This is a genomic window from uncultured Polaribacter sp. (assembly GCF_947497695.1).
In the GTDB taxonomy this organism is placed as follows: Bacteria; Bacteroidota; Bacteroidia; order Flavobacteriales; family Flavobacteriaceae; genus Polaribacter.
The window spans coordinates 19,231-34,036 of sequence record NZ_CANMHM010000020.1; the positions used below are offsets into that span (position 1 = coordinate 19,231).

A 14,806-nucleotide genomic window follows, 5' to 3' on the forward strand; every position below is an offset into this window, starting at 1 on the left:
TTAAATTTAGTGTAAATGGATTTTATTTATGTAATAGGAATATTGGGTACTTTTGCTTTTGCAATTAGTGGTGCTTTAGTAGCTTCTGATAAAAATTTTGATGTTTTTGGTGTGCTCATTATAGCATTTGTAACTTCAGTTGGAGGAGGAATGTTACGTGATATTTTAATCAATGCACACCCAATAATTTGGATTGAAGACCTCAATTATTTATATACAATTATTATTGCAGTGGTTTTTACTTTTTTATTTAAAAGTAAAATTGCACACTTAAGTAAAACCATGTTTTTGTTTGATACTGTTGGTATTGGTGTTTTTACATTATTAGGTTTAGAAAAAGGATTATCATTTAATTTACATCCAATTATTGCCTTAATTATGGGAATGATTTCTGCAGTTTTTGGTGGTGTTTTACGTGATGTTTTAACAAATCAGATTCCTTTAATTTTTCAGAAAGAAATTTATGCATCTGCTTGTTTAGCTGGTGGAGTTTCGTATTTAATTTTGAATCTTTTTAACATTCCAGAAAATATTGTTTTTATAATTTCTGCTTCTGTAATTGTTTTGATTAGAGTAATTGCTGTGAGGTTTAATTTAGAATTACCAAAAATTAAAAATGATTTATTTACTAAAACTAAATAATGAAGCCATTAGAATTTACAAATTTCGAAGATTTTAAAATAGCAAAAGGGCAACAATTACCTGTTGGAAATTGGTACACAGTTACCCAACAAATGATCAACGATTTTGCAAATGCTACTTTAGATAAACAATGGATTCATGTTGATGAAAAAAGGGCAGAGCAGGAGTCTCCTTTTAAAAGTACAATTGCTCATGGTTTTATGTCTGTTGCCTTGATTTCTAAACTATTAGAAGCTTCTTTTTCGATAAAAAGTGTAAAATTGGGACTGAATTACGGATTGAATAAAGTCCGTTTTCCAAATGCTGTGCCTGTAAACAGTCAATTAAGAATGCATGCTGTTGTAAAAGAGATTGAAGAAATTGCAAATAACGGAATTAAGGTCACTTTTAATTGTACTATAGAAATTAAAGGACAAGAAAAACCAGCTTGTGTAGCAGAGTTTATTGCTGCATTTTTTGAGTAGTACTTCAATATTAAATTTTGATTTAATTCTTAACTACAATTTATAAATCAATCTTATTAGCAAAAATTAAAGTGATTTTATTTCTTTCAGTAGAATCTTTTTTTCAATTCCATTTCTACTTCTACAATCATTAATATACAAACTATTAAAAGAATTGAAAGGCTTACAAACATATAAAACAAAGAAATAGGTATAAGATTCAACAACCCAAGTAAAGAGCAAATAGCCATACTAAAACCATAAGTAATCATTTTTTTTGAACTATATATTTGAGCAAAATCCCAAGTTTCTTGGTTTTTCATTGATTTTGGAGTTCAATACCCATAGAAGCCATTGATTGATTTTGGAGGATATTTTAAAAGAATGTATCCAAAAACAACAAACATCAAACCACATAATGCTAAAATTATAAAAAAAGGATTTTGAAAATTAAGCATATTGAAAAGTATAATTATTCAGTAATAGAAATTACAGCTGCTTTAAATAATTTTGCCTTAGTTTTAAAGAAATTATTTTCTAGATCGATGGCCTTTAATTTAGAATCTATTAGTTTTACTTCTCTATAATTTACTAAAAATAAAGAACTTTCTCCCAGAAAAAACTTACGATCTTCTGCTTTTAAAAGAGTTTCATAATCTCTAACAATAGTTACTGTTAAATCGTTTTGTGTTCTATAAGAAGTTAATTCTTGTTGTATGGCATTTACTTTATTTTTAATAGTAACCCTTGCAACTTCATTTTCTAATGCTACGTCTTGTAACTTAATTTTAGCTAATTTTAAATCTCCTCTTTCTTTTCTTAAAAAAAGGGGTACTTTAAAGTTGATTCCGCCTTTGTAATTTTGCTGATTTAGTGTGTTTAGTTGATTGGCGTTTTCAGTTAAAAAATTATATTGAACATCTAATTGAGGTAGCAAGTTGTTTCTTTTTAATCTTCTATCAACATCTAAACTTTTTATTTTAAATTCTAAAGATCTTATTTTTGGATGATTATCAATATCAAAATTTTCATTATTAAACAACGCAATATTAAAAGTTGCATCTATAGAATTAAAGGTATCAACATCAGGTATAATAGATTCTTGTAATTCTACAGGTGTATTATCATTCAGCCATAAAAAGTTAGATAATTCTAGAGAAGATTTTACCAGTTTAATACGTGCTTTTTCTAAACTTAATTTTCTGCTATTTAATGTAATGATTGCTTCTGTAGTATCTATTGCTGGTTTTTCTCCTTGTACAAAGGCACGCTTTGTAGCTTTAAAACGTACCTCTGCATTTTTTAAAAATGCTTCAAATACTTTTTTTTCATTAAATGTTTTTAACCAATTAAAATAAGATAAAGAGGCATCGTATAAAATTTGGTTTACAAGAATTTGTTGGTCTTCTTGGGTTTGGTTTAAAAAGAATTTTGCTTGTTTTAAAGAAGCCATTCTTTTGTTCATTAAAAAACCTTTTAATAATGATGCAGAAACACCTGCACTATATAAACCATCTAAAGGTACATTGTTTTCTGGGTTTAGAAAAAGTCCGTCGTTTTGTTCAAAATTTCCTTTAAACTCTAAACCATACCAAGTTGGTATTTTAAAAGCACCATTTAATTGATTGTAATATTCTTTTTCTTTAAACTCTTTTTTATCAAAATCAACCTCAATTTTAGGGTCAAAAGCACCTCTTGCTTTTAATAATTTAGCTTCACTGGCATTGATTACTAAATTTGCTTGTTTTACAATTGGATGGTAGTTTTTTACATATCCTAAATATTCAGATAAAGTCATTACAGAGGTAATGTTATCTTGAGCATAAAGATTGGTAATCATTACCAAAAACATTAATAAAATATATTTTTTCATAATTAATTAGTATCTCAAATCAGGTTTTTAAACACAAACAGTATTTAAATGTTTTATAGACATTGCCTTTGAAACTTCTATTTTTTTGCTTCTTTTTCACCTTTCTTTCCATTATTTTGTGGCTGGTAATAGTTAGGAGGGAAGCTATTTAATTGTCTCCAAAGTTCAAACCAAATTGGCACATCTTCTAGCAAAGCAATAGTTCTAGCACCAGAACCAGCTCTAATTTCTGAAGGCCATTCATGATCTGTTTCATCAGGAGAAAGTAAAATTCGGTATTTTCCATTATCACTAATAAATCTTTCTATGGCAACAACTTTTGCACCATAAGTACCATAAGAAACATTGGGCCAACCACTAAAAACAATTGCAGGCCAACCATCAAACTCTACACGTACTTTTTCATTAAAATGTATCAAAGGTAAATCTATAGGTCTTACATAAGTTTCTACAGCTAAATCTATTTGCGCAGGCATAATGCTAACCAATTGTTCACCCTCTTTAAATGTTTCTCCTAAACCACCTTTTAAAGCTTTATTGATATAACCATTTTGTGGAGCAGTTACAAACAGCAGGCTATTTCTAATTCTATAATTACTGTTAGAGTTTTCTAGTTTGGATACTTCTACTTGTGCATTTAAACCACTAGATTCTGCTTTAAATTGGTCACTTTGTGCTTTTGATATTTTATCTGCATAAGTAGCATTTACTCTAGATATTTCTGCTTTTGCATTTAAAATATTGTTTTTTGCAGCGAGTAAATTATTTTCTTGCTCTATTAATTTAGCTTGTGTTTCTTGTAGTTTTAAACGTTTTTCTTCTACATCTTTAAGTGCCATAATGCCTTCGTTTTCTAACATTTCTGTTCGATTAAATTGCCTTTCTGCAATTCTAAGATTCGTTTTGGCTGCTTCAAATTTTATACTATCACTTTGTACTTTTAATTTCGATTGTAAAAGTTTATTTCGTGCAATCTCTAATTTTAAGACACGATCTTGTTTTAATGCAATAATTCGGCTACCCAAAGCATTTACTGTAAATTGATAAGCATTTACAGAAGAAGTTTTTGCACTAATTTGATCGTTAGTTCTTTCAATCAACTGATCGTCAAAATATTCACTTTTTACTTCAGAAATTCTTAAAATAGTATCCCCTTTTTTTATATAATCTCCTTCTCTAACATACCATTGCTCAATTCTACCAGGAATTGGAGATTGTATGGTTTGTGGCCTTTGACCTGGAGTTAAAGTAGTTACTAAGCCATTTCCTGTAATATTTTGTGTCCAAGGTAAAAACAGTGCAATTACAAGCGTGATTGCAAAAACTTTCAAAAAATTATTAAAATATTTATAATACTCGATATTAAAAACTCTTTTGCCAGAAGCATATTTAGTAATATCGATTTTATTTTGAAATTCGTTTTTAGATATATTTAACATGCTATTTCTAATTTATATTCTTAATTTTACCTTCCTCTAAAGTAACTATTTTACTACATTTTGTTCTCCAGCTTTTTTTATTACTAACAACAACAAGTGCCCAAGGTCTGGCTTTATCTGTTAAATAATCTATTATTTTTTCTGATTCATCTAAGTTAAATTGATCTAAGGGATCTTCTAGAATTAAAAGTTTAGGTTCTTTAATAATTGCTCTTGCTAATATAATTTTTTTAGTAATTGTATAAGACATTTGTTTGCCTTCAGGATACAAATCAGTATCTAAACCATTTACTTGCTCTCTTAAAAACTGAGACAATCCGATAGATTTTAAAACATTAAAAATTAATTCGTCTTTAGACTTGTCATTACTAAAAATAAGGTTTTCTCTTAAGTTTCCTTCAAAAGGTGTTTCTTCTGATAAAGACAAACCTAGTTGAGATCTGTAATGATTTAAATATAAGCTTTTTAAAGATAAATTATTAATATAAATATTACCATCATCTGGCTGAATAATTCCTGCAATTAATCTTAATAAGCTCGATTTTCCAGAGCCACTCTCACCTGTAATTAATATTCTACTATTGGGTTCTATTTTTAAGGAAAGATTTTTTATGATTGGTAAATATCTATTTTCTACTCGGTAAGAAACCTTTTCTAACTCAAGAGAAAGTCCGTCTTTAAAAGTAGGACTTTCACCCACTTGAGATTCTAACTCTTTATCTACAACTTGCCCAATTTTTTCTATGGATGTTAACACGTCATAAAAAGATTCTAAACCAACAATTAGTTTTTCTACAGAAGTTATTACTAATAAAATTACAATTTCTGCGGCTACAAATTGCCCAATATTCATTTGTTGGTTTAAAACTAAAATACCTCCAATTAACAGTAAACTAGCAGTAACAATAACTTTAAAACCAATCATTTGTGTAAATTGCAAAATCAATATTTTAAAGTGATTTTCTCTTGCTTGTAAATATTTATCAACTAAATAATCGTTTTTGGTCATTGCCAAATCCGTTTTTCCAGAGAGTTTAAAGCTTACAATTGCTCTGGCAACTTCTTGTATCCAGTGTGCAACTTTATATTTTATTTTAGATTCTAATAAGCTGGTTTGTAGACCTTTTTGGATTGTAAATTTAAAAACGATGTATATTAATAATAGCAAAAAGACGCCAAAAATTATAAAGAATGGATGATAAAAGGATAATAAAATTAAGGCAAAAATAATTTGTAAAATAGCAGTAGGAACATCAATTAAAATTTTTGATAATCCTTTTTGAAAAGTTAGTGTATCAAAAAAACGATTTGCCAATTCTGGTGGATAAAAGTTTCTTAATTCTGTCATTTTTATCTTTGGAAATCGAAAACAAAGTTCAAAGGCAGCTCTTGTAAAAATACGTTGTTGTATAGTTTCCACAATTCTTAATTGCATTAGTTGCAATCCACCAGAAAAAATAACTCCAATAGTAACAAATATTACTAAAATAATCCAAGAAGTAGATACTTGTGCACCCTGTATAAGATTAATAATTGCCTGAATACCAAGAGGTAATGTTAGGGAGATTGCACCTCCAAAAACGGAGTAATATAAAACTTGAATAATATCTTTTCTTTCAATTTCTAACGCTCTTACAAAACGAAGCCAAGGTGTTAATTCTTTATTTTCCATAATAATTACTTTATTGTACTTTTAATTAATTGAACGAAAAAATTTGTTGGGGTTTTGCCAGATTCGTAATTAGAAATAGATGGAAAATGCTCTTTTAAATAATGTTGGTGTAAACCTCCTTCAATTATGGTACTTGCTAAACTTAAAGCAAAAGGATAGTCACTATTTACAGCAGAAATCATTTCACCAATTCTTGCAATGATTCTTTTATATACTTCAAAATAACCTTCTTTATTTTCAATATCAACTTCTTTTGTTAAAAAAGACTTAGAACTTTCATTAACAATAATTTTGTATAAAAGTACTTCATTTATGTGCGTAAAGTTACTGTCTTCTTTTACCATTCTGGTTACTATTAATACTGCTTTTGCTAGTTTCTCATCTGCATCAGTTATACTATATGTTTCTAGTACTAATTGATATTCTAACCAAGCCCAATACCAAGAAGATAAATATAATAGTAATTTGTGTTTGCTTTCAAAATACCTGTAAATAGAACTTTCATTAGAACAAATTCGAGTTCCTAGTTTTTTAAAAGTAAAACTTTCAAACCCAATGTCATTTATTAGTATAATACTATTTTCTACTATTCGTTTTCCTAATTCTGAGGTCTCAGGGTCTTTTATAAATATTTTATCTGGGACTGATATTTTTAAAGCAGACAATAAATTTTTCATATTAATTGAATTTGTTGCAAATATAATAGTATTACTATCAAATACTAGTGGTTTTTAGTTTTTTTGATTTTTTTAACATCTACAGTAATAGAAATAATAATATTTCCTGAATAATTTGTATCTTTGCAGCATAAGACAGAATACACTCCACTCAATACACTAGTTAGCGTTAGTTTAATTTTGAATTTTCAGTTAGGTATTTCTTCTTATCAGAAATATTAATTTAAAAAACTCTTATATTTTTAATGGCAAAATCGCAACAAACCTTTAGTAAAAGTGAAAAAGAAAAGAAACGTTTAAAAAAACGTTTGGACAAGCAAAAGAAAATGGAGGCTAGAAAAGCGGAAAAGGAAGAAAATGGAACCTCTGGAATTCAGTTTGCATATGTAGATCATAATGGAAATTTAACAGATACACCACCAGATCCAGAGTTAAAAGTAGAATACGAATTAGAAGATATTCAAATTTCTGTAACTAAAAAAGAAGATTTACCAGAAGAAGATCCTGTAAGAAAAGGAAAAGTATCTTTCTTTGATACTTCTAAAGGTTTTGGTTTTATTATTGATACAGAAAATAACGAAAAATATTTTACACACGTTAGTGGTTTGATAGATCAAATAGCAGAAAACGACAAAGTTTCTTTTGAATTAGAAAGAGGAATGCGTGGTATGAATGCTGTAAAAGTTACTAAAATATAACAACTTTTTTACCCTATAAAAAAATCCTTCTAGTTAGAAGGATTTTTTTTGCTATAATTTGATTCTTTTTATTAGAAACTTTTTTAATTGTTATTCAATTTGAGTCATTTCATTTAACAGAAACTCTTCAACAGCTCCTTCTGTAGCTTTTACATACTCAGCTAAGTGCTTATTATTCATGTGAGTTTGCCATAAAGCTCTACTTTCCCAGTTTTCAAAGAATAAAAATAAATTTTTATTTTCATTGTCTTGGTGCAAATCATAATTAATACACCCTTTTTCTGCTCTTGTAGTATCAATTAGTTTTAATAACTCTTTTTTTACCAATTCCCTTTTATCGGGTTTTGCTAAAATTCTTGCTATAATTGTTAATTTTTGGTTATCCATATTTTTTTGAGTTATTTAATTTGTGTTTTTTTAATTGTTGATGTAGTTTGTGTTTTTCTACAAAAATTATATTCCTTTTAAGAAAATACTCTTTACTGCAAAAGTAATTATAGTAATCAAACCTCACAATAACAGTAAAGATTGATCATACATAATTATAAGATAGTGCTATTAAATAGCAACTTTAAAAGTTGAGTATTTATAAACTGATTTTGAAAAAATATTAATTACGTGAATTCATTAAATTTATAGGTATAAATTATTATTAATCTTATTAGATAACAACATTTATCACCAAGTTTGTTTTTATCTATTTTTTTTAATGTAATGCTATTAAATATAATTATTAAAGTATTTTTGAACTCTTAAAATTTTAAAGAAATTAATACAATGAATTTTAAAAAACAGTCTATTTTACTATTATTTTTAGTTGTTTGTCAATTTATAAATGCTCAAATAACAGGTAAAATAGTGGATGCAGAAGATAGTTATCCTTTAGAATATGCATCTGTAGCTTTGTACAAAACAAGCAATAAAGTATTAGCAACTGGTGTTGTTACAAATGGTAGTGGTCAATTTATTATAGACAATGTTAAACCAGGTAACTATTATATAGAAGCATCATTTCTAGGCTATCAATTAAAAACCATAAATTCAATTGTTATCAATAGAAAAGGTGAGCGTAAAGATTTAGGACTTATAAAGTTAACTTTAGGTTCTGGAAGTCAATTAAGTGAAGTTGTTGTAAAATCAGAAAGTAATACAGTTGTACATAAAATAGACAGACAAGTTTTTGATACCAAAAAATACCAAAATACAGTTGGGGGGAATGCAGTAGATGTAATTAGAAATTTACCTTCTGTAACTTTAGATGGTTTAGGAGAAATTAGTGTGAGAGGTAGTAAGGGTTTTGCTGTTTTAGTAAACGGAAAACCAACTCAAGGTAATGTAGGTACTATTTTAGCACAATTACCAGCAAATGCTTTGCAAAGTGTGGAGTTAATTACTGCTCCATCAGCAAAATATGATCCAGAAGGAAAAGGTGGGATTTTAAATATTATCACCAAAAAAGGGGCAATTAATGGCACTTTTGCTCAAGTAAATATTCGTGGAGGATTTCCTTCTATAGAAGATTATGATACCCAAGTTCCTGCTGGAAGATATGGAATTGATGCTACTATAAATAAAAGAACAAACAATTGGAATATTTCTGCAGGAGCTAGTTATCAAAGAAATGATATATCGGGTAGAAGAGAAGGAGATATGTTTATTGTAAATACTCCAGAAAATAAAACGACCTTTTTACCTTCTGATGGAGAGCGTAGTTTTGATGAAATAACCTATAATGGTCGTTTTAACATAGATTATACTCCTAATAAAAAAGATACCTATTCATTAGGTCTTTTTGCAGGAAAACGTACCAAAGAACGTTTGGCAGATATTGTGTATAGTAATTCTGCTATTTATCCAATAAATAGCGATAATAATTTGTATGATTTTACGTATTTTAATCATAATTTAAGAGTAAGAAAGGGAGATTTTGCCTTAGGAAGTTTTGATTATGCTCATAAGTTTGATAATGAATCAAAAGTTTCTGCTTCTATTTTATATGAATATACTTTTTTAGGTGGTCCAACAGAAAATGATAATTTAGGACATCCAGATAATAGTATTGTATATCAAAGAGAATTTAATACCAATGACAATCCTTTATATGGTACACGTTTTAACTTAGATTATCAATTTAAACCTTTTTCTTTCGGAACTTTAGAAACAGGTTATCAATATAGAGATTTAGATCATACAGGGAAGTTTGTTTATGAAAGAGATGGTAATCAAGTTGATGAATTTTCAAGTGATGTTAGTTTAACCAGAAAAATTCATGCAGGTTATGCACAGTTATCTGGCTCTAAAAGCAAATGGGATTACAATGCAGGAGTTCGTTTAGAAGCTATGGACAGAGTGTATAAAGAAGCTTTGCAAAGTGAAACTACAGAAAATGTATACAATTACGATTTTGTAAAGTTATTTCCTTCTGCCTCTTTACAATATAAAATTGATGATAAAACAAACATTAAAACAGCCTATAGTAAAAGAGTGGAAAGAACTACCACTTTTAAAATGAATAGTTTTGCAGAACGTGAACATTCTGAAGTTTTTGAACAAGGAGACAACACTTTAGAGCCAGAATTTATTGATTTGGTAGAATTAGGTGTTACTAAAAAATTAAATAGAGGAAATTCTGTCTATGCAACAGCCTATTTTAGACATGTAGATAACGTAATTAATCGTGTAAATACATTGGCTTATCAACAAAACGGGGCAGTAATAGACAGTATTATTAACAGAGTATACTCTAATGTTGGTAAAAGTAATTCTATTGGTTTAGAACTTGGAGCAACAGTTAAACCAACAGAAAACTGGACAAACTCTTTAGGTGTAAATGTGTACAATTATGCAATTGATGGTGTTTTAAATTTTAGACACAGAGATGGTGTAGAAAGAAGTTATGCAATTGATTCTGAAGCTACTATTTATTCTTTCAATTTAAACACTACCTATAGTTTTTGGCAAAACGCTTCTTTACAATTTACATTTAATTATTTGTCTGATAGAAATACAGCAATGGGAGAAGATTCTCGTTTTTATTCTCCGAATTTAACGTTCAGAAAAAAGTTTTTGGACGATAAATTAACAGCTACTTTACAATGGCAAAATATGGATATGGGGTTACTTAAAACCAATGAACAGCGAATAACAACCTCAAGACCAGATCAGTTTTTTACTACTACAAACTATGTCTATGAAGTAGATGTGGTTACTTTAAACCTATCTTATACTTTTAATGCCGCTAAAAATAAATCGAAATTTATTGAAAGTGAGTTTGGGAAACGTGAGTTTTAAGTTCTATTTCTAATACTCATAATAAAGCCCTTTTAATTTTTAAAATTAAAAGGGCTTTTTGAATTATCTCTTTTTTATTTCTTTCTTAGTTCAAAAAAACTAAGAATTATAAAACTCCATACTTTCTACAATCAGTTCTTCTGGCACTTTACAATCTATTTGATGATTTTCATAATCATTCAATAAAACAAAATTTACTTGTCCGTTTATGTTTTTCTTATCATGTTTAAGTAACTCCATAATTGCAGAAAAATCATCTTTTAAAAGAGTTATTTTATCATAAATATTCAAAACCACCTCTTTAACTTCGTTTACTTTTTCAATAGGGAACCCTAATAATTTAGCAGACATAAAACATTCACACACCATTCCAATAGCAATAGCTTCACCATGTGTTAAGTTTTCTTTGTCTTCAGATTCTAAGTAAAAAGACTCAATAGCATGCCCTAAAGTATGACCAAAATTTAGAATTTTACGTAAATTTTGTTCTTTAGGATCTTGTAAAACAACTTCGTTTTTTATTTCTATAGATCTAAATATTAAATCTTTAATATCTAAATTTTTATTGTTTTTTATTTCGTTAAAAAGGTTTACATCATAAGTAACCCCATATTTAATAATCTCTGCAGTACCAGATTTAATCTCTCTTTCAGTAACTGTTGTTAAATAATCTGTATCAACAATCACCATTTCTGGGTTTGCAAACAATCCAATTTGGTTTTTTAAAACGCCTAAATCAACACCTGTTTTTCCTCCAACAGAAGCATCAACCATAGATAAAAGTGTGGTTGGTATGTTTACAAAATCAATTCCACGTTTAAAACAAGAAGCCACAAAACCACCTAAATCAGTAATAACTCCACCACCTAAAGTAATTAGTAAACTTTTACGATCGCCACCTAATTCAGTAATCGCATTCCAAACACCAATACAAGTTTCTATATTTTTGTTGATTTCTCCAGATTCAATTTCTATCAACTCAATACGTTTATCAGTCGCTAAATTTCGAATAAACTTAGGGTAACAATGTTCAAAAGTATTCTCATCAACCATAATAAATAGGGTAGAGTAGTTGTTTACTTCTACTAATTTAGAGAGTTTTTGATACGCTTTGTCTTGAAAAAGAACAGGATACGTTACTGCTTGAATAGATTTCATTTGTAATTGATTAAGAGTGCAAATTAAAAAGAAATTATTCAATTATTACCATTCAATAGCTATATTTGTTTTGTTGAATAACTTTTTATTGATATTTCATTTTATAAATTAAGATTTAGAGTTATTTAAAGTATAAATATCAGTAAAAAAGCATCATTATATAATGACAAGCCTAGAAGAAATAAAAACCTTACTTCATAGAAATAAGCTTAGACTAGATTTAGAATTAAGACAGAGTAAAGAAGCGGTTTCATTAATAAAAAAGGCAACACACTCCAATTTATCCGAAGAAGAAAAAGAAAAAATTAGAGTTCAATTGTTAGATATTTGTAAGGCAATTCCTGCTTTAGCAGTTTTTTTACTACCTGGAGGTGCATTATTATTACCCTTATTAATCAAACTAATTCCAGATATTTTACCTTCTGCTTTTCAAGATGATATTCCTAAAGATAAAAAATAATTTGGGCGTTTCCTTATCCTGAAAGCATTCAGGATTAAGGTCGTGCTTTTGCTACAATCTTTTTTGAAAAAAACAAAAAAGGATTTCCACGCCAATCACTAACGCATATTTTTGCGAACTACTATTATTCTTAAATAAAAGTATTATTTGTTCAAAGTATAAAATAGTAGCATAAAACAACCATACAGCTTTTAATAACAATTTAGGTATTTTAAGGTCACTATATTTTATTTAACCTATAATAATTGCAACAACGTTTTGTAAGTCTGAGCTTGTCGAAGCCTTTCTTATAAAAGTTTAACCATTCTATGTAAAGATCAGAATGATATTCATATTTTTAATTGAAAGCCAACATTATAAAGTTAAATTGGTAAAAGAACAAGTTCAAAATTTATTTGTACTAAAAATAATTAGTTCAAAATCTTATAATTAACACAGAAACCACTACTTTTGCACGAAATTTAAGAATACACAAATGCAACCAATTAGAAACATCGCTATTATAGCCCATGTCGATCACGGAAAAACAACGTTAGTAGACAAAATTATAGATCAAGCTAAAATCTTAGACGAACGTAAAGAACGTACAGATTTATTGTTAGATAATAACGACTTAGAGCGTGAAAGAGGAATTACGATTCTTTCTAAAAACGTTTCTGTAAACTATAAAAACACAAAAATTAACGTAATTGATACTCCTGGTCACGCCGATTTTGGTGGAGAAGTAGAGCGTGTATTAAAAATGGCTGATGGTGTTTTATTATTAGTAGATGCTTTTGAAGGGCCAATGCCTCAAACTCGTTTTGTATTAGGTAAGGCTTTAGAGTTAGGATTAACACCTATTGTTGTTGTAAATAAAGTAGATAAAGAAAACTGTACTCCAGATATCGTTCACGAAAAAGTGTTTGATTTAATGTTTGCTTTAGAAGCAACTGAAGAGCAATTAGATTTTACAACAATTTATGGTTCTGCAAAGAACAACTGGATGTCTACAGATTGGAAAAATCAAACAGAAGACATTGTGCCTTTATTAGATGCTGTTTTAGAATCTATACCAGAAACAAAATACAACGAAGGAACACCACAAATGCAAATTACTTCTTTAGATTTTTCTAAATTTACAGGAAGAATTGCAATTGGGCGTGTGTTTAGAGGCGATTTAGAAGTTGGTAAAGATTATAGCTTATGTAAAGCTGATGGTTCTACTAAAAAAGTTAGAATTAAAGAATTACATGTTTTTGAAGGAATGGGTAAAGTACAAGTAGATAAAGTTCCTTGTGGAGATATTTGTGCAATTACTGGTTTAGAAGGATTTGAAATTGGAGATACTGTTGCAGATTTAGAAGCACCAGAAGCATTGCCAAGAACAGAAATTGACCAACCTACAATGAGTATGTTGTTTACAATTAACAACTCGCCTTTCTTTGGTAAAGAAGGTAAATTTGTAACATCTCGTCACTTAAGAGATCGTTTATTTAAAGAATTAGAAAAAAACTTAGCATTAAAAGTTGAAACTACAGATAGTGAAGATAAATTTAACGTTTTTGGACGTGGAGTTTTACACTTATCTGTTTTAATTGAAACAATGCGTAGAGAAGGCTATGAATTACAAGTTGGTCGTCCACAAGTAATTATTAAAGAAATTGATGGTAAAAAGCACGAGCCAATGGAAACATTGTCTATTGATGTACCAGAAGAGATGGCTTCTAAAGCTATTAACTTAGTTTCTTTAAGAAAAGGAGATATGTTGGTAATGGAACCTAAAGGAGATTTACAGCACTTAGAATTTTCTATTCCTTCAAGAGGTTTAATTGGTTTAAGAAATAAAATATTAACAGCAACTGGTGGTACAGCAATTATTAACCATAGATTTAGTGAATATGGTCCTTATAAAGGAGATTTTACTGAAGAAGTAAAAGGTGCAATTGTTTCTTCTGCTGCTGGTAAAGCAACTGCTTATGCATTAAATCGTTTGCAAGATAGAGGTGTTTTCTTTATTGATATTAACCAAGAAATCTATGTTGGTCAGGTTATTGGAGAAAACTCTAAATCAGACGATATGGCTGTAAACTTAATCAAAGGAAAGCAATTAACAAATATGCGTAAATCTGGTACAGATGATGCTATGAAAATTGCTCCAAAAGTAGATTTTTCTTTAGAAGAAAACATGGAATACATTAAAGCAGATGAGTATTTAGAAGTAACTCCTGAAAGCTTAAGAATGCGTAAAATTGTTTTTAAAGCGTAATTTTATATTCAGAATTTCTCCAACTTTGTCGTTTTGACGATAGGAGAAATCTCATTCATAAATATTTAAATAGGCACTTTCATAAGTATATAAATACTTGTTTATCAATTAAATAAGTTGTATTTTATATAAAACAAAACCCCGAAAACGAGCTCTACACTCAAAAAACGGGGTTTTCTATCATTTGTCTATGTCTAAAATACGA

Annotated in this window: 13 protein-coding genes; 6 read left to right on the forward strand and 7 right to left on the reverse strand. The window is 28.5% G+C overall.

The window, feature by feature from the left end; all coding sequences use genetic code 11:
* Positions 1 to 15 precede the first annotated feature (15 nt).
* Both Q0731_RS12660 and Q0731_RS12665 read left to right on the forward strand, forming a co-directional pair.
* A complete protein-coding gene (locus Q0731_RS12660) occupies positions 16 to 642 on the forward strand; it encodes a trimeric intracellular cation channel family protein (RefSeq protein ID WP_299064673.1) in 627 nt (208 codons plus the stop codon).
* Positions 642 to 1,106: a MaoC family dehydratase gene (locus tag Q0731_RS12665; RefSeq protein WP_299064674.1), complete on the forward strand. Its 465-nt coding sequence runs from the start codon at positions 642 to 644 to the stop codon at positions 1,104 to 1,106. Before Q0731_RS12660 ends, Q0731_RS12665 begins: the two co-directional genes overlap by 1 nt.
* Positions 1,107 to 1,192: 86 nt before the next feature.
* Here Q0731_RS12665 and Q0731_RS12670 read toward each other — a convergent pair whose 3' ends face one another.
* The 5 genes from Q0731_RS12670 to Q0731_RS12690 form a co-directional block, all read right to left on the reverse strand.
* Entirely contained in the window at positions 1,193 to 1,408 is a 216-nt protein-coding gene (locus Q0731_RS12670) for an SdpI family protein (protein WP_299064675.1), read from the reverse strand.
* 149 nt (positions 1,409 to 1,557) lie between these two features.
* Positions 1,558 to 2,958, reverse strand: coding sequence for a TolC family protein (locus tag Q0731_RS12675; RefSeq protein ID WP_299064677.1), 1,401 nt, complete (start codon positions 2,956 to 2,958; stop codon positions 1,558 to 1,560).
* Between the two features lie 77 nt (positions 2,959 to 3,035).
* A complete protein-coding gene (locus Q0731_RS12680; RefSeq protein ID WP_299064678.1) occupies positions 3,036 to 4,397 on the reverse strand; it encodes a biotin/lipoyl-binding protein in 1,362 nt (453 codons plus the stop codon).
* 7 nt (positions 4,398 to 4,404) lie between these two features.
* Positions 4,405 to 6,069: an ATP-binding cassette domain-containing protein gene (locus Q0731_RS12685; protein WP_299064679.1), complete on the reverse strand. Its 1,665-nt coding sequence runs from the start codon at positions 6,067 to 6,069 to the stop codon at positions 4,405 to 4,407.
* Positions 6,070 to 6,074: 5 nt separating this feature from the next.
* Positions 6,075 to 6,746, reverse strand: coding sequence for a TetR/AcrR family transcriptional regulator (locus tag Q0731_RS12690; RefSeq protein ID WP_299064680.1), 672 nt, complete (start codon positions 6,744 to 6,746; stop codon positions 6,075 to 6,077).
* Between the two features lie 245 nt (positions 6,747 to 6,991).
* Here Q0731_RS12690 and Q0731_RS12695 point away from each other — a divergent pair, with 245 nt between their 5' ends.
* Positions 6,992 to 7,444, forward strand: a complete 453-nt coding sequence (locus tag Q0731_RS12695; protein ID WP_299064681.1) for a cold-shock protein — start codon at positions 6,992 to 6,994, stop codon at positions 7,442 to 7,444.
* A gap of 90 nt (positions 7,445 to 7,534) precedes the next feature.
* Here Q0731_RS12695 and Q0731_RS12700 read toward each other — a convergent pair whose 3' ends face one another.
* Positions 7,535 to 7,831, reverse strand: coding sequence for a putative quinol monooxygenase (locus Q0731_RS12700; protein WP_299064683.1), 297 nt, complete (start codon positions 7,829 to 7,831; stop codon positions 7,535 to 7,537).
* Between the two features lie 390 nt (positions 7,832 to 8,221).
* Here Q0731_RS12700 and Q0731_RS12705 point away from each other — a divergent pair, with 390 nt between their 5' ends.
* Positions 8,222 to 10,735 (forward strand): outer membrane beta-barrel family protein, encoded by a 2,514-nt coding sequence (locus tag Q0731_RS12705; protein ID WP_299064685.1) that lies wholly within the window; start codon positions 8,222 to 8,224, stop codon positions 10,733 to 10,735.
* A 99-nt stretch (positions 10,736 to 10,834) separates the two neighbouring features.
* Here the strand turns inward: Q0731_RS12705 and aroB are convergent, their stop codons facing one another.
* Entirely contained in the window at positions 10,835 to 11,893 is a 1,059-nt protein-coding gene (aroB, locus tag Q0731_RS12710) for a 3-dehydroquinate synthase (protein ID WP_299064687.1), read from the reverse strand.
* 163 nt (positions 11,894 to 12,056) lie between these two features.
* Between aroB and Q0731_RS12715 the strand changes: the two genes are divergently transcribed.
* Positions 12,057 to 12,353 (forward strand): LETM1 domain-containing protein, encoded by a 297-nt coding sequence (locus tag Q0731_RS12715; RefSeq protein ID WP_299064688.1) that lies wholly within the window; start codon positions 12,057 to 12,059, stop codon positions 12,351 to 12,353.
* A gap of 475 nt (positions 12,354 to 12,828) precedes the next feature.
* Positions 12,829 to 14,601 carry a translational GTPase TypA gene (gene typA / locus Q0731_RS12720; protein ID WP_299064689.1) on the forward strand — a complete coding sequence of 591 codons (1,773 nt, stop codon included), beginning with the start codon at positions 12,829 to 12,831 and terminating at the stop codon, positions 14,599 to 14,601.
* The last annotated feature ends 205 nt before the right edge of the window (positions 14,602 to 14,806 follow it).